This is a genomic window from Methylomonas sp. Uni0009, assembly GCF_054188105.3.
In genome coordinates, this window is record NZ_JBTAFN010000001.1 from 2,984,476 (window position 1) to 3,004,737 (window position 20,262).

14 protein-coding genes are annotated in these 20,262 nt (G+C 53.4%); 8 read left to right on the forward strand and 6 right to left on the reverse strand.

What is annotated here, in order from left to right; translation table 11 throughout:
- Nucleotides 1–30: 30 nt before the first annotated feature.
- Genes ACWAU0_RS14050 through ACWAU0_RS14065 form a run of 4 tightly spaced genes read right to left on the reverse strand, consistent with a single transcriptional unit; the run spans nt 31 to nt 4,231 of the window.
- Nucleotides 31–1,647: a methyl-accepting chemotaxis protein gene (locus tag ACWAU0_RS14050; protein ID WP_415880366.1), complete on the reverse strand. Its 1,617-nt coding sequence runs from the start codon at nt 1,645–1,647 to the stop codon at nt 31–33.
- A gap of 15 nt (nt 1,648–1,662) precedes the next feature.
- Nucleotides 1,663–2,244 carry a hypothetical protein gene (locus tag ACWAU0_RS14055; RefSeq protein ID WP_458137041.1) on the reverse strand — a complete coding sequence of 194 codons (582 nt, stop codon included), beginning with the start codon at nt 2,242–2,244 and terminating at the stop codon, nt 1,663–1,665.
- 11 nt (nt 2,245–2,255) lie between these two features.
- On the reverse strand, nt 2,256–2,762 hold the full coding sequence (locus ACWAU0_RS14060) for a cytochrome c3 family protein (protein ID WP_033155403.1): 507 nt from the start codon (nt 2,760–2,762) through the stop codon (nt 2,256–2,258).
- Between the two features lie 2 nt (nt 2,763–2,764).
- A complete protein-coding gene (locus ACWAU0_RS14065; RefSeq protein ID WP_171695972.1) occupies nt 2,765–4,231 on the reverse strand; it encodes a hypothetical protein in 1,467 nt (488 codons plus the stop codon).
- A gap of 371 nt (nt 4,232–4,602) precedes the next feature.
- Between ACWAU0_RS14065 and ACWAU0_RS14070 the strand changes: the two genes are divergently transcribed.
- The 3 genes from ACWAU0_RS14070 to lpxB all read left to right on the forward strand — a co-directional run bounded on the left by ACWAU0_RS14070 (nt 4,603) and on the right by lpxB (nt 7,864).
- On the forward strand, nt 4,603–5,541 hold the full coding sequence (locus tag ACWAU0_RS14070; RefSeq protein WP_101055132.1) for a Gfo/Idh/MocA family protein: 939 nt from the start codon (nt 4,603–4,605) through the stop codon (nt 5,539–5,541).
- Nucleotides 5,542–5,553: 12 nt separating this feature from the next.
- The gene (locus ACWAU0_RS14075; RefSeq protein ID WP_445368496.1) at nt 5,554–6,651 is read left to right on the forward strand and encodes a DegT/DnrJ/EryC1/StrS family aminotransferase; all 1,098 of its coding nucleotides are present in this window, start codon (nt 5,554–5,556) and stop codon (nt 6,649–6,651) included.
- Between the two features lie 61 nt (nt 6,652–6,712).
- On the forward strand, nt 6,713–7,864 hold the full coding sequence (lpxB, locus tag ACWAU0_RS14080; RefSeq protein WP_458137042.1) for a lipid-A-disaccharide synthase: 1,152 nt from the start codon (nt 6,713–6,715) through the stop codon (nt 7,862–7,864).
- Between the two features lie 73 nt (nt 7,865–7,937).
- Here lpxB and tgt read toward each other — a convergent pair whose 3' ends face one another.
- Entirely contained in the window at nt 7,938–9,047 is a 1,110-nt protein-coding gene (gene tgt / locus ACWAU0_RS14085; protein ID WP_458137043.1) for a tRNA guanosine(34) transglycosylase Tgt, read from the reverse strand.
- Between the two features lie 298 nt (nt 9,048–9,345).
- Between tgt and ACWAU0_RS14090 the strand changes: the two genes are divergently transcribed.
- From ACWAU0_RS14090 to ACWAU0_RS14110, 5 genes are read left to right on the forward strand one after another with little or no spacing between them, the layout of a single operon-like run.
- Nucleotides 9,346–10,446, forward strand: a complete 1,101-nt coding sequence (locus ACWAU0_RS14090; RefSeq protein WP_458137044.1) for a response regulator — start codon at nt 9,346–9,348, stop codon at nt 10,444–10,446.
- 7 nt (nt 10,447–10,453) lie between these two features.
- Nucleotides 10,454–11,374 carry a response regulator gene (locus ACWAU0_RS14095; protein ID WP_458137045.1) on the forward strand — a complete coding sequence of 307 codons (921 nt, stop codon included), beginning with the start codon at nt 10,454–10,456 and terminating at the stop codon, nt 11,372–11,374.
- A 17-nt stretch (nt 11,375–11,391) separates the two neighbouring features.
- Nucleotides 11,392–13,689 (forward strand): PAS domain-containing protein, encoded by a 2,298-nt coding sequence (locus ACWAU0_RS14100; RefSeq protein ID WP_458137046.1) that lies wholly within the window; start codon nt 11,392–11,394, stop codon nt 13,687–13,689.
- Nucleotides 13,686–16,334, forward strand: coding sequence for a PAS domain S-box protein (locus ACWAU0_RS14105; RefSeq protein WP_458137047.1), 2,649 nt, complete (start codon nt 13,686–13,688; stop codon nt 16,332–16,334). The genes ACWAU0_RS14100 and ACWAU0_RS14105 overlap by 4 nt, the downstream gene beginning before the upstream one ends.
- A 52-nt stretch (nt 16,335–16,386) precedes the next feature.
- The gene (locus ACWAU0_RS14110) at nt 16,387–19,545 is read left to right on the forward strand and encodes a response regulator (protein WP_458137048.1); all 3,159 of its coding nucleotides are present in this window, start codon (nt 16,387–16,389) and stop codon (nt 19,543–19,545) included.
- Between the two features lie 112 nt (nt 19,546–19,657).
- Here ACWAU0_RS14110 and bfr read toward each other — a convergent pair whose 3' ends face one another.
- Nucleotides 19,658–20,128, reverse strand: coding sequence for a bacterioferritin (gene bfr / locus ACWAU0_RS14115; protein WP_205450773.1), 471 nt, complete (start codon nt 20,126–20,128; stop codon nt 19,658–19,660).
- Nucleotides 20,129–20,262 lie beyond the last annotated feature (134 nt).

Sequence of the window (20,262 nt, forward strand, 5' to 3'; positions counted from 1 at the left end):
GCAGACAAACCGAATAGCGCGCTGGGTGGCTTATAGTTTGAATTGGGAAATCGTGGTATGTAAATTACCGGCGATTTTTTGCAAATGATGGGCTTCTTCCGCGGTTTGCTCGGCGTCCTTCGAGTTGTTGATGGTGACGTCATTAATCGAATTGATGTTTTGATTAATGTGCTCGACGACGATTTTTTGTTCCTTCACCGCGTCGGAAATATGCGTATTCATGGTGGAAATTTGCGCCACCATGCTGGAAATGTTGTCCAGCAACTCGCCGGTACTTTCGATGACTTCAACGGTCTCCTTAGCCTGATTTCGGCTTTCCGACATGGCTTTCACCGCTTCCCGCGAGCCTTGCTGCAAGCGTTCTATCATCGCTTGAATTTCATGCGTGGAATCCTGGGTTCGGCTGGCCAGTGTGCGCACTTCGTCCGCCACTACCGCAAAACCACGGCCTTGTTCGCCGGCTCTGGCCGCCTCTATCGCCGCATTGAGCGCCAATAAATTGGTCTGATCGGCGATGCTCTGAATCACATCCAGCACCGAGCTGACATTCACGCAGTTTTGCTCCACATTACCGATTACGGTGCTGGCCCTGTCGATATTGTTAGACAGCGCATGAATCGATTGCACCGTATTGGTCACCACCGCCTTGCCGTGGTTGGCCGCCACGCTGCTTTTCTGCGCCGTTTGCGCGGCGTTAGCCGTGTTGTTGGACACTTCCGTCACTGTCGCGGATAGTTCCGTTACCGTTGCCGCGACCTGATCCGTGCCCATCTGCTGTTTCAAAATATCCTCTTGTACCCGCTCGGACATTTGGCTCAAGCGGTTCGAGGCGGTGTTCAACTGGTTGGATTCCGTCGCCACTTGCCGCATCAGGCTGTGTAACACGCTTAAAAATTCGTTGAACTGGGTGACGATAATGCCGACTTCGTCACTGCCTTCGTGCGGAATGCGCCGGGTCAAATCGCCGCCGCCCTGTCTAAGCAGATACAGCGATTTTTGCAGCTCGGTCAATGGCGGTTCTATTTTGAAATAAAGCATGCTCAAACAGACCGTCACAAACAGTAGCAACACGATGGAAAAAGCAATACGCGATAGGCTGTAATCGTGCAAAGACGAACTTAATTGTTGTTTGGCGAGGGCTAGCTCCCGATCAAGTTGCTCGGTAATTCTGATTAATTCTTCGGTCAGCGTGGCAGCTGTGTCGTCAAGACCTGAGCCCGGCGCCTTCATGGTAACGGTGCCTGCCTCGGTGCCCAACTTAATGTAATCCCAAGCCATCTTTACGCCGGCATCGTGCATTACTTGAATTTCCCGTTTCAATGTTTCGACTTGCGCGTGCAATGCCGGGTGAGATTGTTCGGCTTTGTCCAGATTTAACAATGCGGCGTCCAGGTTTTCTTTGGCTTCGGCAAAGCCGCCATCATCATGCGTCGCGCCGACGTCGGTCAGAAATTGTTGAATCTGCACGACATGAAAACGCACATGAGACAAATAGTCCGAGGTGTTTTGTTTTTGCGCTGCTGCTTGCAAGTTGTCGTCTATGGACTGAAATGCATGCCACAGCGACAACACAAACAGCAGATTGGCAAATGCCAAAGCGGAAGCAATTAAGATCAGCGAAGATTTGATTGAGATATTTTTAAACATGAGGTTTTTGGGTAATTATTTTTCAAGTTTTTCTAAATCAGTCACCAACGCCGCCATTGCCGCAACGGCATGGTGTTGGGCTTCTGATAGTGCGTCGCCGTTGTTTAAGGCGTACAAACCGATCTGCCGGTTGAGTTCGGCAATTAAGCGTGCGCGATGCTCGCGGCGGTTGCGTAGTTTGGCAACCATATTCGAAAACGACAGCGCCAAATCCTGTAGCTGATCGTTTTCTCGCAAGTGCGTGACGGTATCAAGCTTGCCGTCGCCGACCTCTTGGCAGAGTGTTTCGAAGCGATATAAGGGCCCGGCGATTTTGTGCGAGGCGTAGAGCACAGAGCTCACGGCGATGCCGCCTGCAATTAAAATCGCCACCAAGTTGCCGATCAAAATCGATACACCGAGGCGTTCCGCCGCATTAACGATATTGGCGTGCGCCGATTGGGATTGGGCTTGCAGATCGCCGCCGGTCATCCAATAAATCAGTAGGGCCGAACATAATCCGGCCAGCAATATCAGTGCAAAAGCGCCGAGGATGAAACGGCCTTGAAAATCCTTTTTGATAAAAATTTGGCGACGTTTGGTAACGGTATTGTTCATTTTCAGAAACCTTAGTTGACGTTGTGACAAGTTAAACAGAGCTCGCCGTCGCTGTTGTTACGGCGGAGCAAAAAGCTTTTTTTCAGTCTTTCGGCGTTCATCAGTTTATCCATGAAGCTGTGGCTGGCTTGCGGTCGGTCGCTATCCAGCTTGCCGTGCGTGTAGTGGCAGGTCAGACAGGTAATGTCGTTTTCCTCGTTAAGCGGCAAGTCGGCGGGTACCGGAAAGTCGATATTCAAACCCACTTTGTGGCCTTGGTTGGGATTATGGCACGAGGAGCACATGGCCACGCCGTCCTTGCTAAAGGTGGTTTGATCCGCTGATATATTTTTGCTGTGTAAAATGCCGTCCTCTTTGATTTCCGGCGTCGTGGTATGGCAATTACTACACCCCGCTTGCGGCGATTGCTTGGAAATGAGGTGCGGATTGTCGTCGGCGGTATGCGCGCCACTGACGAACAACAGCAAAAGTGCGCCGGTGCCGCCGGCCAATAAGCATTTGTATAGGAGCTTGTTCATGATTAAAAAGACATGACGATTTGGGCTATGCCCAGTTTTCTGTCGAAATAACGCTCGGCGGTTTCGGTGCCCAGCGAATCGTTGTATTCAAATTTGACCCGTAAATGATCGCTGAATTTGTAGTTAAACCCGAGACTAAGCATGGAGAGATCATTGATCGCCACGGTGCTGCCATCAAAGTCCAAGCCAAGGTCTTGCGAAGGCTGCCAGCGGCTGTAGCGGGCGAACACCACAATAGGCTGTTTGCTCAGGCTTTCCAAATCCACGGTCAGCGTGGAGTGGTAGCCCAATTGGTGGCCCTTGCCGAACGGGCTGGTGTTTGGATCGGGGATGATGACAGGCAGTGGGTTGCCATCCGCGTCTTGTTCCAAAAACACCTGTTGATGTGCGTTCAGCAGCATGAATTCGTTTTGTAAACGCCACATGCCGTAGCCGATACTCAGGTCAGCGCCGTAAACGGTATTGCGGATGCGGTTTTCGCCATCGAACTCGCTCAGATGGGAGACACCGATTTCGATACCTTCCGGATTGGCGTTGTGGATTTTGTAGGTATTTTGCCCCATAGCCAGGCCCACCCGGCCGCCGACGGTATGGCCGTCATTGGCGTACAGTGCGTCGGTCCAGAATACCGAGTAGTTGAATATATCCCAAGCACCGTAGGAACGAATACCATCGGCATTGTAACCGCCCAGCTGCATGCGGGAGGTGGTCAACGGGGCGGTAACAGTGATGCGGTCCTTGTTAGCGAAGTTTTGGTAATCGTTGCCGAAGGGTAAGTCGAAACGGCCGGCCTGGATGTGCAGACCTTTGTTATTGAAAATCCGGCCGCGCGGCGGAATACGATCATTAAACATATGGTAGTCGACCAGCGCGACGGCGATACCGGCCATTGTGCTGCCGCCACTCAGCGCGCCGGGGCCGCTGTTACCGCAAAATACCGCACCGGGCGCACCATAGTCGGCGTTGGATGAGTTGCCGCACAAGACTAAAGCCGAGCTGGCGCCGAAGTGGTCGTCGTGTACATAGTCCAGATCCAACTCCACCGAGCCGACGCTAAAGGTCTGGTCAGTAGAGTTGCCGGTTTTGGCGTTGATGTCGAAAAAACCGCTCATTTGCAGGCCGTTGGCTTCGGCTGCTTCTTTTAAGGCAGCAATTTTTTTGTCCAGGGCCTGGAGTTTGGTGTCCACGGTTGGCTCAGGTTTGCCGTTCGCAGCCGTTTTCACCGGTGCCGGGGCGGGTTCGCCGGCCTTAGCGACTGCTGGGCTTGGCGCTGCGGCTACAGCGCCGCTTCTTTCTTGTTCCAGTTGTTTGATACGGGCTTCCAGTTGTTCGATTTTCTGGTCCTTTTCCTTCAGCACGCCTTGCACAATCTGGCGGATATGTTCGTCTTCCGCTGCGGTGGCATGCGCGTTGGCGTGGGCTGCCAGGCTGAGCAGGGCGATAGCTATTCGCTGGTTTCTTGGATGCATATCTGTCTCTGTGTGTAAGCTTAGGACTACATTTTTTTCAGAATCTTCGTATCGAGGCAAGGTTAGTTGCTTTTGTCGGCATTTCAAGTTGATGCATGGGGCTGGCCTTATCCAGCGGGCTCAACTTATCCCAGGCGCCCCGTTCGAACTGAGTTCGTTAAAGCCTGGAGTGATTTGTCCTTCGATAGACTCAGTACTCTCAAGGGCATAAAGGCGAATGGTATCTATGGGCCGGGTTAATCATTCGCCGATCCGTTTGCGAATGCTGGTGCGGCTTATTCAACACAGAATCTGATGTTACAATGAACGGTTTTATGCCCGGCGCGCGTCTGTCAAAGGCTGGGAAACCGCGAATCAAGCTTAGGTCGTTTATGAATAAACTGAAATGTGCCGTGATAGGTGCCGGATATTTAGGAAAATTTCATGCGGAAAAATACGCATCGTTAAAGGATTGCGAGTTGGTGGCGGTGGTTGACATCAATGCCGAGGCGGCGCAACAAGTGGCCGAAAAAAACGGCGCTCAAGCGTTGACGAATTACCATGATTTACTCGGCAAAGTCGATGCGGTGAGTGTTGTGGTGCCCACCAGCTACCATCACAGCGTGTCCAAAGACTTTCTGAATGCCGGTGCGCATGTACTGGTGGAAAAGCCGATCACCGTTACCGTAGAAGAAGCCGATGAACTGATCGCGATTGCCAAGGAAAAGAACGTTATTCTGCAGGTCGGGCATTTGGAACGCTTCAACCCTGCCGTACGCGGTTTGGAGAAAATGGAAGACAAACCTCTGTTCATCGAGTCGCATCGCTTGTCGCCGTTCAATCCGCGCGCCAACGATGTCAGCGTGGTGTTGGATTTAATGATTCACGACATCGACATCATCATGGCGCTGGTCGATTCGGAAGTGGAAAAAATCGATGCCAGCGGCACGGCGGTGCTGACGCAAGGCACCGACATCGCCAATGCCCGCATCACCTTTAAAAACGGTTGCGTGGCCAATGTCACCGCCAGCCGCATCAGCATGAAAATGGAACGCAAGATGCGCATGTTCCGTCCTTGTTCCTATATTTCCGTGGATTTTCAGAATCGGGTTTTGATTAAACACAGAACCGGCGATAAAGAAATGTTCCCCGGTATTCCGGAAATCGTCACCGAAGAATCGGTCTTTGAAAGCGGCGATGCCTTGCTTGATGAGATTAAACATTTTGTCAATTGCATCAAGACCGGCGAGAATCCGCTGGTCCCCGGCGAAGCGGGCCGCAAAGCCTTGGCTACCGCGATAGAAATCACCAAATTTTTAACCCATCGATAAAGGGCTGACACTATGATCCCCATGGTCAATCTGCAAGCGCAGTATGCGGAAATTCAAGATGAAATCGTCGGCGGTTTCACCGAAACCCTTAACAATTGCGCGTTTATCCTGGGGCCGAATGTGCAGGCTTTTGAAAAAGAAGCCGCTGCGTATCTGGGCGTTAAACATGCCATCGGTTGCGCATCCGGTACCGATGCATTGCATTTAGCCTTATTGGCGGAAGGCATAGGCGCGGGCGACGAAGTCATTACTAGCGCATTTACTTTTATTGCCACCGCAGAAGCAATCAAATACGTCGGCGCCAAACCGGTGTTTGTCGACATCGATCCGGGCACGTTCAATATCACCCCGGAAAATATCGAAAAAGCCATCACAGCCAAAACCAAGGCGGTGATGCCGGTGCATTTATTCGGCCAACCTGCCGATTTGCCGGCCATCAAAGCCATTTGCGAAAAACATGATTTGAAACTGATCGAGGATTGCGCGCAATCCTTCGGCGCCACCGTTTACAACAAGCAAACCGGTAGTTTCGGCAATGCAGCCGGTTTTAGTTTCTTTCCCAGCAAGAACCTGGGCTGCTTCGGCGACGGCGGCTTGGTGACGACCGATTCCGACGCGACGGCGGCCAAGATCAAGCAATATCGCAATCACGGTTCGGACGTGCGCTATTACCATGACGTGATAGGCTACAACAGCCGACTGGACGAGCTACAGGCCGTGGTGTTGCGCGCTAAGTTAAAACGCATCGATCAATACAATTCAGCTCGCCGCCATGCCGCGCACTTGTATTCTGATCTGATGGCCGATTTGCCTTTGACTACGCCGTATGAAGACGGCATTGGTGTGCATGTCTATCATCAATACACCTTGTTGTCCGACCGCCGCGACGAGGTGATGAAAGCCTTGCAAGAGCAGAAGATTGGTTGTGCCGTCTACTATCCGGTACCGCTGCATCAACAAAATGTGTTTAAAGAAGAGTGCGCCGGCCTTTCCCTGCCGGTTACTGAGTCAGTCGCGGCGCGTTGCTTCTCTTTACCGATTTGTTCTAATCTGAGCGACGATACCGTCAAGCAAATTGTCGGCGTCATTCGCGGCGTTTTCCAAGCGTAAATTCCAAAACGCATTAATGTAGGGTGGGCTAAGCACCGCGCAGCCCACCAACTGTTCCCAAATGACCAATCAATCTGCCTACACGGTGCTGTTTAGCGCCGGCGAATCCTCCGGCGACCAACACGCCGCCAATATGTTTCTGGAATTGAAACAGCGCTGTCCTGCGGTGCGCGGCATCGGCATGGGCGGCAGCAAAATGCGCCAGGCCGGTATCGACGTGCGCTACGACTCGGCCGGCATCGGCGTGATCGGTTTGGTGGAAATTCTGAAGCACTACGGCGAGATCCGCCGCGCATTGAATTTACTGAAACAGATCATTCGCGATGAAAAACCGGATTTGCTGGTTTGCGTCGATTACAAAGAGTTCAACCTCAAGCTGGCGCGCTTTGCAAAAAGCCAAGGTGTGAAGGTGTTGTTTTACGTCAGTCCACAAGTTTGGGCTTGGCGGCCGGGCAGGGTAGTGACCTACGGCAAGGCCATCGACATGATGGCGGTGATTTTTCCATTCGAAACTCAATATTACGAAGCCGAAAACGTACCGGTCCGTTATGTGGGCCATCCTTCCGTCGATAAAGTCCATCCGCAGCGCAGTCGGTCTGAGGATTTCGAGTTGTTCGGCCTGGACCCCCATCGGCCTGTCGTCGGCATACTCCCCGGCAGCCGAGGCAACGAGATCAAACGCATCCTGCCGGTGATGCTGGCTGCCGCGGCTAGTTTGGCCGCGCAGCGGCCGGAATTGCAGTTTGTCTTACCGCAAGCCGATTCGATCAGCGATGCGGCATTGGCCGCGCATTTCGGAAACACTTCGCTAGCCGTTAAGGTGATCAAACAGCAGCCTTATGATGTCATCCAATGCTGCGACGCGGTGATGACTACGTCCGGCACCGCTTCGCTGGAAATTGCCTTACTCGGCGTGCCGATGGTCATCGTATACCGGCTGGCGGCGTTCAGTTACTGGTTGGGTAAGCGCTTGGTAAAAATCCCATTTATCGGGCTGCCGAATATCATTGCCGGCAAGGCCATCGTCAAGGAATTGATACAAGAACAATTGACCGCAGAGAATTTGGCGGCGGAGATTCTGCAACTGTTGGGCGACGGGGATTATCGCCAACGCTGTCTCTCTGAGTTGCAGGCCGTCAAACAACAGCTTGGCGATGGTGGCGGCTCAAAAAATATGGCGGAACTGGCTTTGGAGATGTTGGGGGGCAAATAGTCGCTCAGGACTGATAAAACATCCTGGCTGCTTTACTCGCAAGCAGCCGGATTTTCAAAATTTACAAACGTTATTAAACTGGACTGCGACTGTCGCGTTGGTCGTAAAATGCGGCGGCAAACGCATCGAAGGTTTGATTTTCAATAGCGTCCCGCAAACCTTGTATCAATTCCAAGTAATAGTGCAGATTGTGGATGGTGTTGAGCCTGGAGCCCAGCATTTCCTTGCACTTGTCCAAGTGCTTTAGATAAGAGCGCGAGTAATTCCGGCAGGTGTAGCAACTGCATTCTTCGTCCAAGGGCCGCGTATCAAATTGGTATTGCTGGTTGCGGATTTTGATCACGCCGTGGCGGGTGAATAAATGGCCGTTGCGGGCGTTGCGGGTTGGCATCACGCAATCGAACATATCGATACCGCGCCTGACACCTTCCACCAGATCTTCCGGGGTGCCGACGCCCATCAAGTAACGGGGTTTGTCCACCGGCATTTTCAGATGAATCGCATCCAGCGTGGCCAGCATTTCATGCTTGGGTTCGCCGACCGACAGGCCGCCGATGGCATAGCCGTCAAAGCCGATCTCGGTCAACCCGGCTATCGATTCTTCGCGCAATTGCGGATACATACCGCCTTGCACGATGCCGAATAAGGCGGCGGAGTTGCCTTGGTGCGCGCGCTTGCTGCGTTCAGCCCAACGCAAGGACAAGCGCATGGAGTCAGCGGCTTCTTGATAGGTGGCCGGGTATGGGGTACATTCATCAAAAATCATCACGATATCCGACCCTAGATCGCGCTGCACCTGCATCGATTCTTCCGGGCCCATGAAGATTTTGCTGCCGTTGACTGGCGATTTGAATGTCACGCCTTGTTCGCTGATTTTTCGCAACGCGCCCAGGCTGAATACCTGAAAGCCGCCCGAGTCGGTCAGAATAGGCTTTTGCCAGCGCATGAAGTCGTGCAGATCGCCGTGGGCTTTCATCACCTCCATACCGGGTCGCAGCAGCAAATGAAAGGTATTGCCGAGAATGATTTGTGCACCTAGCGCGTTTAAATCTTCCGGGGTTAGCGATTTTACCGCGCCGTAGGTGCCGACCGGCATGAAGATGGGGGTTTCCACCACGCCGCGGGCAAAAGTCAGTTGACCGCGGCGGGCGTGACCATCGGTGGCTTTAAGTTTGAATTCCATGCAAATCCGGCAAATGAAAAAAGGCGGAATTATCGGTCCTTTTCGTTCCGCAAGCCAGTGGAGTTGTCGTTTTGAGTTCAACAGGCGAGCGTGGCGGCTTTTGTCCCCTGAGAAAACTTGTTGGTGTCGGATTGTGTTATAAATTTGAGGCACTTGCCGCAGCTTTTCTATCGAAATACCTCAGGTTTAGTAATTCCGTTTATTATCGGGATATTGTTCATTTCACTATGTAAACTAGCAAAATTGATGAATTTTCTTCAGGCCATAACAACAATAATCGGCCGTTATCGGGAGAAGTATGTTGGATACTAAAAGCAAAACCATTTTGGTAGTCGATGATTCTCCGGAAAATCTCACCGTCATCAGCGAATTACTGCAACCGCAATACCGCGTGCGCGTCGCTACCTCCGGGCAAAGAGCCTTGCAGATGGCCGCCAATCAGCCTTATCCGGACTTGATTTTGCTTGACGTGATGATGCCGGGCATGGACGGTTACCAAGTTTTCGAGCATCTGCGCGCCGATCCTATTACGCGCACGATTCCGGTGATATTCGTCACGGCGATGGACAGCATGGAGTCCGAACTGCATGGATTGGATGTCGGCGCGGTCGATTACATTACCAAACCCATTCTGCCGCCCATCGTTTTAGCGCGGATCCGCACTCAGCTGGAGTTAAAGCAGGCCAGAGATTGGTTGCGCGACGAAAACACCTACTTGGAAATGGAAATAGCGAAACGGATGAGCGAAAACGAGTTGATTCAAAAAGTCAGTATTCGCGCCTTGGCGCATCTGGCGGAAATTCGCGATCCGGAAACCGGCAATCACATCCTGCGCACCCAAGGTTACGTGCAGCATTTGGCGCTTGCATTGCTGAGCCATCCGCGCTTTTTCGCGACATTGACTGATCATTACATCGAATTGCTGACACGCTCTGCGCCGCTACACGATATTGGCAAAGTTGGGATACCGGACGCGATCCTGCAAAAGCCAGGCAAACTCACTCCCGAAGAATGGGCGGTGATGAAGACCCATGCCAAATTGGGCAGCGATGCGATAGAAATGGCCGAACGCGATGCGACGCGCTCGGTGGAGTTTCTGATTTTGGCGAAGGAAATCGCGCATTGGCACCATGAAAAGTGGGATGGCAGCGGCTACCCGGAGGCGTTGGCCGGCGATGCCATTCCGGTTTCCGCGCGGATTATGGCGCTGGCGGATGTATTCGACGCCTTGATTTCCCGGCGAGTTTACAAAGAGCCCATGGCTTTTGCTGAAGTCAAGACTATTATTGCTGAGGGACGTGGTCGCCACTTTGATCCGGACATAGCCGATGCATTTTTAGCCGATTTCGATTCATTCTGCGCTATTGCCCAACGCCATCTCGATTCAATTCCGGAGTAAATGAGTCATGACGCAACACGCTCGTATATTGTTGGTTGAAGACGAGGAAATCATCGCCATCATCATTCGGGATTTACTCGCTGCCGAGGGCTTTCAGGTGACGGTTTGCGTAAATGGCTGCATTGCCTGGGAAACATTGCAGCACGACCGGATGGGCTACGACCTGGTGCTGTTGGACCGGGGCTTGCCGGGGATGAACGGTATGGAATTACTGCGATTGATCAAGGGAGATCGGGTCTTGGCTGCCATACCAGTGATTCTGCAGACCGCCCGCAGCGACAAACGAAGCATCCAGGAAGGGCTTAGTCAGGGGGCTTATTACTATCTGACCAAACCGATTCAACCGGAAATCTTGATCGCCGTGATCAATGCCGCACTGCAACAACGCCGTGAGTTGCAGGAAATGTCCGAAACAGCCAATCGCGCCGGGCGTCCTTTGGCACTAGTGCAATCCGCCGTATTTCGTTTTCGCGATCTCGATGAAGCCAAGGTGTTGAGTCATTGTTTAGCCCAATCCTGTCCGGAGCCGGAGCGCGTCATCCAGGGTTTGCAGGAGTTGATGGTCAATGCGGTCGAGCACGGTAATCTGGGGGTTTCTTATGCGGAAAAAGGCGAATTGATGCTGGCGGGAGTCTGGCTGGAGGAAATTCAAAGACGTTTGGCACTCCCGGAATTCAGCCGGCGTTTTGTTACTGTGCATTTCCAGCGTCTGCCGGATAAGCTGGTGTTTACCATTCAAGACCAGGGTGATGGTTTCGATTGTCAAGACTTCCTGGATTTTTCCCCGGAACGGGTGTTCGATTTGCATGGCCGCGGTATCGCGATGGCCAGATTGATGAGCTTTGATCGTCTGGAATATCAAGGTAACGGCAACACGGTAACGGCTGTGGTCAACGGCGTGTCCTTTTTGTACGGCTTCGACCAATAATTAGACTTTGCAAGCCCATGCAGTCGAATAACGATCCATCAAACTCAGCGCAGGTCAGCCGCAAAAGCGTCTTAGCCGTCGTACTGGTATACGCCATCTTCGCCGCCAGCTGGATTTTGGTATCGGATCAATTGGTACACCACGTATTCAAAGATCCGGACCAGCTGACGCTAGCCAGCATGCTGAAAGGCTGGGTTTATGTATTGGTGACTTCTTTATTGCTCTACGGTTTGATGCGGCGCTGGTTTGGTCGAAACAGCGAACCGCAAACCGTTCCCCAGGCACCGCGTAGCCATTGGTTGTCGCTGGGCTTATTGATAGTCGCCATCCTGGCTTTGATGGCTGCCAGCGCGGCGCTGACGATCGAGCAACACACCCAAGAAGAGTTCGGCCGGCTTCAGGCGGTCGCCGGCCTCAAGTCCAGGCAAATCAGCGACTGGCTGACTGAACGGCGCGGCGACGCGGATTTTATCCAAACCAGCGAATTTATCATCGACTTGTATCGCCGCTGGCAGATTGATGGGGATCAGCAAAGTGCCGGACGCCTGCAAAACCGTTTGGAACAATTTCGCAAAAGCTGGGGCGTCACGGCTATCAGTCTGCTTAGACCCGATGGCGAACGCTTATGGCGTTCCGCGAAAGCTCCCGCCACGCTGTTGCCTGAGCTGCTAAAACTTACAGAGTTGTCGACCAAATCGCGGCAAATCCAATTAGTTAATCCTTACAGAGATGATAGCGGGCGCGTCCTGCTGGATTTGGTGGTGCCTCTGACGGCGCAGCCGGTAGCGGCGCCGCTGATTGTTTTACATATCGATCTCAGCGAGTGGCTGTTTCCGGTTCTGGAGAGTTGGCCTGTGGCGAGCGGCAGCGGCGAAACCTTGTTGTTTCGGCGTGCCGGCGATGAGATTCACTATCTGAATCCGCTGCGTTTTCGCCCGGATGCGGCTGCTTCGCTGCGTCTGCCGCTAAACACGCCCAACTTGTTGGCCGGCAAGGCGCTGCAAAGTCCGGTGAGCCTCGACAACATCCTGGAAGCCAAGGATTACCGTAATGTCTCCGTCATCGGTCTGGTACAGGCGATTAGCGGTACCGACTGGCTGTTACTGACTAAGTTGGATAAGGTCGAAATCTACATCAAAGCCAGAAGTGAAGTCGTCTGGATTGTTTGTGTCGGTAGTTTGACCATTTTTATCGTCTGCGCCGGTTTTTATCTGTTGCGGCAAAGTCAGAGCCTGGCCTTGGCCACGGCGGTGCAGAAGGCGCAAGCGGAGCGTTTGCGGGCGCTTGATTTATTAGCCGCAATCTCCGATTTGTCCGTGGATGCGATCTATGCCAAAGACCTAGACGGCCGGTATATTTTGTTTAATACCGCCGCCGCTAATTTTGTCGGCAAGCCGGTCGAGGAAGTCATCGGCCAGGACGATAGCGCGCTATTTCCGCAGTATCAGGCCGAGCACTTGAAAGAGTTTAGCCGCCGGGTAATGGCGGAAAATATCACGCTGACGGAAGAAGAAACGCTGGACACCCAATTCGGATCAAAAACTTTCTTGACCACCAAAGGCCCGCTGTGTGATGCAAACGGTAAGACCATCGGGGTGTTCGGTATCTCGCGGGACATTACCGAACGTAAACAGGCTGAGCTGAAGCTGCGCGAGAGCGAGGCGCGCTTTCGCGGTTTGGTGGAACAGTCACTGGCCGGCATTTATATTATTCAAGATGCACGCTTTGTTTACGTGAATCCGGGGTTTGCCAGGATCTTCGGCTATCAGCGGACCGAGGATATTATCGACGGCAAAACTGTGGCTGATCTGGTCTGTCCGCAAGACAGGCAGATGGTGTTGGAAAATTTGCGTCGACGCCTTGATGGCGAGATTGAAGACCTTAACTACTGTTTCGAAGGCTTGCACCACAACGGCCAAAGCATTGACGTTGAAGTCCATGGCCGCAGCTTCGATTACAAAAACCGGCCGGCGGTGATTGGTTTTATTCTGGATGTCAGCGCCCGTAAAGCCGCCGAAGACCAACTTAATCTCCAGGCCGCGGAATTAAAAGCACGGAATGATGAATTGGAGCGGTTTAATCGGGCCATGGTCGGCCGCGAGCTGGACATGGTTAATTTAAAGCAGCAGGTCAATGAGCTGTCTGTTGAACTTGACCGCCGGCCCCCTTATGCATTGGCGTTTCTCTCAACCCAGCCCGAAAGTGCTGTTGGTCATGATTTTGCTGAAGTTCACACCGAATCCGGCTTGGACCCTCTCAAACCGGACGGATTAATGGGCGGCGATACATCGGCTGCGGAAGAAGACCGTTTATGAGTATCCCCGAGTTGCCATTGGGCGACTTTTCCGCGTTGGTGCCTTCCCGTTACCGGAGCAGCCATAGACTCGCCTACGTGTCGGCGGTGGTCCTGGTATTGGCCGCGCTGGCAATCCGCCTGAGTTTGCCGGCATCCTTTGGCGAGCGCCCGATGTTGCTGTTATTTCTGTTTCCGGTGATCGTGAGTGCCTTGTTCGGCGGCTTGGGGCCTGGATTATTGGCGACATTGATGGCGGCGATGGTCAGCAATTTCCAATTGCTGCCTCCGTATCACAGCTTGGCAATTACCGGCCCTTACGATGTCGTGCAATGGACGTTATTGATTGCCAATGGCGTTTTAATCAGCCTGCTCAGCGAATTCCTGCTGCGGACCCGGCAACGCGAGAATGCTCACTGGCAACAATTGCTGGACGCGCGCGACCAACTGCAGGTTAGCCAAACCTTATTTCAGACTACGTTTGAACAAGCGGCGATAGGCATTTGTTTATTGGCACAGGACGGGCGTTGGCTGAAGGCTAACCGCCAATTTTGCGAGATAGTGGGTTATAGCCTGGAAGAATTGCTAAGCAGCAATTTTTCGGACATTACCTATTGGGAGGATTTTGGCGATTTGTTGCAGATGCCGACAGGTGAAGGTGAAATAGATAGTTTTTCCGGAGACAAGCGTTTCATTCATAAGAACGGCAGTGTTGTCTGGATTAGATTAAGTGCTTCCGTGGCGCGTAAGCCGGATGGTAGCCCTGCGTGTTTTATCTTGCTCATGGAAAACATAGAGCAGCGTGAACAAGCGTTACTGGCGCTACATGAAAGCGAGATGGCTTTGAAAGTCGCTCAGCGTTTAGCCGCCTTGGGTAGTTGGGAATGGGACTTGCGCACCGGCGAATCGAAGTGGTCGGAGCAGATATACAGTTTATTCGGCCGCGCCCCTCATTTACCGCCAGCCGGCTATGACGAGGTTGGGCGATATTTTAAGCCCGATAGCTGGCAGCGCTTGCAAGCTGCCGTCGCTCAGGCTTGTAGCGACGGCTTGCCTTATGAATGCGAGGTGGAATTGCAGAACGATGGCGAACTGCATCGCTGGGTAGTGGCCCGCGGCGAAGCGGTCCGCGATGAGCAGGCTAACATCGTGGCTTTGCATGGTACCGTGCAGGATGTTACCCCACGTAAACAAGCCGAACTTGCGCTGCAAGAGGCGCAGCGGGCGGCCCTGGAAAAGCAACGCGAGGCCAGGCTAGCCGCACTCAATTTGATGGAAGATGCGCTGGCGGCCCGCAAAGCGCTTGAAGCGGCGAATGCGTCGCTGCGCGAAAGCGAAGAATTTAAGCGGGCTATTTTGGATTCGGTGAGCGCCAACATCGCCGTGCTGAACCGTGATGGTGTGATTGTCTCCGTCAATCGACCCTGGCAGCAGTTTGCCGAGGATGATGCTCTGGCATGCGGGCAATCCGCTGATATTTGCAGCATAGGCACCAATTATTTGCAGATTTGCCGGCAGGCATCGGGTCCTTATCGGCAGGGGTCGCAGGCCGTATTCAACGGATTGTCGGCGGTGCTGGAAGGCCGGCTTCCCCGCTTCAGGTATGAATATGCCTGCCATTCCGCGCAGAAGCAGCGCTGGTTTGCCATGGTCGTCACGCCTCTGGGATTCGCGGAAGGCGGCGCGGTGGTTTCTCACACCAATATCACCGAGCGCAAGTTGGCGGAAATGGCCTTGGTCGAAAGCGAGGAGCGCTTACGTCTGGCGCAAAGTACTGCCAATATCGGCATCTGGGATTGGCATATTGATAACGACAAAGTGCAATGGACTCCGGAACTTGAGACGATGTTCGGTTATGCGCCAGGCACTTTTTCCGGGGACTACTCGGCTTTTTCCCAGCGCGTGCATCCCGACGATTTGGCCGAGTTGGAGCATTTTCGAGATTCAGCGGTTGCCGCGCATCGGACTTTTGATTTTGATTTTCGGGTGCAAGCGGAGCCGGGGCGTTTCAGATGGCTAAATTGCAAGGGCGGAGCCAGTTACGATGATATGGGCCGGTCGCAAAGGGTATTTGGGGTTTGTATCGATATTACCGAACGTAAAAATACTGAAAACGAACTCAAGCTCTGGGCGCAAGCATTCGAAAACGCCGAGTTCGGACTGGCCATTGCCGACGCGCAGAGCAATTTGTTCTTGGCTGTGAATCCGGTATTTGCTAAGGAGCGTGGTTATGCCCGAGAAGAATTGATCGGCAAACCGGTCATGACGGTTTATCCGGCCGATTGGGTCGAGCAGATCAAACAACGGATCAATATGTTGGACGCCACCTGTCACGGTGTATTTGAGGCGGAACATCAGCGCAAAGACGGCAGCCGTTTTCCGGTGATGATGGATGTTACCGTCATCAAATCCGGCGACGGCAAATCACTGAGTCGTGTGGCCTATGCCTTAGATATTAGCGAGCGCAAAGCCGCCGAGGTTGCTCTGCGCGAGCAAACTGAGGCCCTGCAGCGCTTCAATCGGGCCATGGTCGGCAGGGAAATGGACATGATCGCATTGAAACAAACCATCAACGAGCTGTCCGGGCAACTGGGACAGGAACGTCCTTATCCGCTGGCGTTTATAGAGCAGGCCGGCACAAACCCGGTTGGGAATGTTCCGGGATGAAACGCGCCCGGTTTGCGTATTACTTAGCCGCCGTGATGATCGTGATGGGTCTATGAATCCTGAATTGAAATTACTGATTATCGAAGAATTACAGGCTGATTATCTGGCCCTGGTGCACCACTTGCAGCAGAACGGCCTAAGCGTGGCATGCCGGCGGATAGATAGCCGCGCGGCGCTGGCGCTGGCTTTGCAAGACGACTGGGATTTGGTGCTGTCGGATTACGCGGTACCGGGAATGGATATTCGCGATACCTTGCAATTCATTCAAACGCACAGTAAAGATTTGCCGGTTATTCTGGTCTCCGCCAGCGTCGGCGAAGAAGTCGCGATGGAGTTGTTACGGCTGGGGATGGTCGATTTCGTGTACAAGGACAATCCGGTCCGCTTGGTGCCCTCCATACGCCGGGCTGTCGAGGAACGCGATCAACGCAGGATAAGACGTGACGCGGAGCAGGCCTTGCGGCAAAGCCAGGAGCAAGCCCTGTTAGAGCAGCATCAGGCGCAACTGGCGGCCTTAAATTTGATGGAAGATGCCATCGCGGCCCGCCAGCGCGCGGAAGCTGCCGCAGAAGCCTTGCGCGCGAGCGAACGGCGTTTAATGCTGGCGCAGGAGGGGGCGCATGTCGGGATTTGGGATTGGGATATTGTCAATGATCGCGGTTATTGGTCGCCGGAATGCGAGCGGCTATATGGCTTGGAACCCGGCAGTGTGCGGTTCAACGCTGACTGGCGCGCAAGAGTGCATCCGGACGATCAGCATTTGATTGATGCGCAGTGGGAAAGCCGCATTTTGCGTGGCGAGGCGTTCGAGGTGGAGTTTCGCTATATTTTGCCATCCGGCGAAACGCGATGGCTGAGCAGCAAGGGCCGTGCGCAATATGACGCCGCGGGTAAACCGATCATGCTGTTTGGGGTCAATCTGGATATTAGCGAGCGCAAACAAACCGAACAGCAACTGCGTAAGTTGGCGCAGGCGGTGGAACAAAGCCCGGCCAGTATTATCATCACCAACCTGAACGGCGATATCGAATACGTTAACGAGGCGTTTTTGCAGGTGAGCGGCTACCGGCGCGACGAGGTCATCGGCCGTAATCCGCGCATATTGCAATCGAAAAAAACCCCGCCGGAAAATTATCGGGCGTTGTGGACCGCACTGGGCTGTGGTCAGACCTGGAAAGGCGAATTTATCAATAAACGCAAGGACGGTAGCGAGTATGTGGAATTTGCCATCATCGTGCCAATCCGTCAGGCCGACGGCAGCGTAACCCATTTTGTTGCGGTACAGGAAGACATCACCGAGAAGAAACGTGTGGCGCTGGAGCTGGATCAGTATCGGCACCACCTGGAAGATTTAGTGGCCAGCCGCACGGCTGAACTGGAAGCGGCGAAACTGTTGGCCGATGCCGCCAATCAAGCCAAGAGCGCCTTTTTGGCCAATATGAGTCACGAGATTCGTACCCCCATGAATGCCATCATCGGCTTGACTTATTTGCTGCGGCAAAGCAGTCCCAATCCGGAACAAAGCGAGCGTTTGGACAAAATCGATAGCGCCGCCCAACATCTATTGTCGATTATTAACGACGTGCTGGATTTATCGAAGATCGAAGCCGGCCGGCTGGAGCTGGAGCAAACCGATTTTTCCCTGGCGGCGGTATTGGACCACATTCGTTCCATTATCGCCGATCAGGCGCGGGCCAAAGCCTTGAGCATAGAGGTGGATGGGCAGGGCGTTCCGCAATGGCTGCGCGGGGATCCGATGCGTCTGCGCCAAGCCATGCTCAACTACGCCACCAATGCCGTGAAGTTTACCGAACGCGGTTCGATCCGGTTGCGGGCGATGGTGCAGGAGGAAACCGCCGCGGGCTTGCTGCTGCGCTTCGAGGTGAACGATTCCGGAATCGGTATCGAAGCGGAGCAACAAGCCGGTTTATTTCAGGCTTTCACCCAGGCCGATGTGTCGACCACCCGCAAATATGGCGGGACAGGCTTGGGATTGGCGATTACCCGCCGCCTGGCGAATATGATGGGCGGCGATGCCGGCGTCGATAGCGTATTGGGTGAAGGCAGTTGCTTTTGGTTTACCGCCCTGGTTCAACGCGGGCACGGCGTCATGCCTTTACACCCCAGTGAAAAGCCCGTCGACGCGGAAATGGCGTTACGCCGAGATTACGCCGGCGCGCGTTTGCTTTTAGTGGAAGATAATCCGATCAATCGGGAAGTGGCGCTGGAGTTGTTGCATGGCGTGGGTTTGGCAGTGGATACCGCCGAGAACGGGCGAATCGCTCTCGAAAAAATCGGCGAGAACGCCTACGATCTGGTGTTGATGGATGTACAGATGCCGGAAATGGACGGTCTGGAGGCGACGCGGGCGATACGTGCGCAGCCGAGTTTTGCCGGCTTGCCGATTTTGGCCATGACCGCCGCTGCGTTCGAGGAAGACCGGCATGTTTCGCTCGCTGCGGGTATGAACGATTTTGTCGCTAAACCGGTGATTCCGGAAGATCTTTACGCGGCCTTGTTGCGCTGGTTGGCACCGCGTTCTGATCCGCGTCCCCTGAGGCCCGATAAAGCGGAGGCAGGGCGCTTTTCGGCAAAAACAGGGGCATCGGACGATACGCTGCCGCCGGCTTTGCTGGCCATCAGCGGCTTGGACACCAAGCAAGGCCTGGCTGTAGTGAAGGGCGACGTGGATAAATATCAACGATTGTTGAGTATGTTTGCCGATGCCCACAATGAAGACTTGAAACAAGTTCAGGCCTACTTGGTTGATGGCAAATCCGCCGAAGCAAAACGCATCAGTCACTGCTTAAAAGGCGTTGCCGGCACGCTGGGTGCCAAACAGGTTGCCGATTTGGCGGCTAAATTGGACCGGGCGATAGCCGAAAGCAGCGATTTGGCGGTCTGCATGGAGTTGGCGGCGTTGTGCGATAGCGAATTGACGCATTTGGTTCGCGCTATTCTGGATTTACCTTCTCAACCGGCAAGCAGCGACGCGGATGAGGAAATTATCGACGCGGAAAATATGCGCCAAGTCGTAGCTGCACTGGCAAGTCTTTTGGCAATTGGCGATGCGCAAGCCAGCCGTTTGGCGCGGGAATACGCCGTGTTGCTGCGGTCAAAATTGGGGGCTACATATCCGGATTTTGCCAGGCAAATCGAAGCGTTCGACTATCAAGCCGCTTTATTGCTTTTACAAGCTGCGGATTTGTAAGGCTGTAAGCTGAGTGAGGTTTTAAAACTATGGCTGTCAATCGGTAGCGGCTGGCATAAAAAAGCCGCAGTCACTAAAAGCGACCGCGGCTATTGCTGTGCAAAGTGCCGAGTCAGGACATTTGCGATTGCAGATAATTTGGCAAACCAATCATGTCGATCAATCCCAATTGTTTTTCCAGCCAGTGTGCATGATCTTCCTCGGTGTCGTCCAGCATCACTTCCAGAATTTCTCGGGTTTGGTAATCGCGCACGGTTTCGCAATAGGCGATGACTTTACGCAAATCCGCAACCACTTTATATTCGACCGCCAGATCGTTTTTCAGCATCTCCGGCACGTTGGTGCCGACCGCCAGCGGTTCGCGTTTGGATAAATCCGGCGTGCCTTCCAGAAACAAAATTCGCTTGATCAAGGCATCGGCGTGGTTGGTTTCGTCTTGAACCTCGTGATTGATGCGTTCGTATAATTTGCTGAAGCCCCAGTTTTCATACATCCTGGAATGAATAAAATACTGGTCTATTGCGGTCAGTTCGCCTGCCAGCAATTCGTTTAAGTGAGCTATGACTTGTTTGTCGCCTTGCATATGCCGCCTCCCGGATAAATTTGCTAATGCCCTGGGCTATGGTAATACAAAATGCCGCCGGATACTGGGTTTGCGTGGATTCCCGCTGGGCCATTGTCACCCCGGCCCTTAAAAATACCATTCGGCTTAATAAA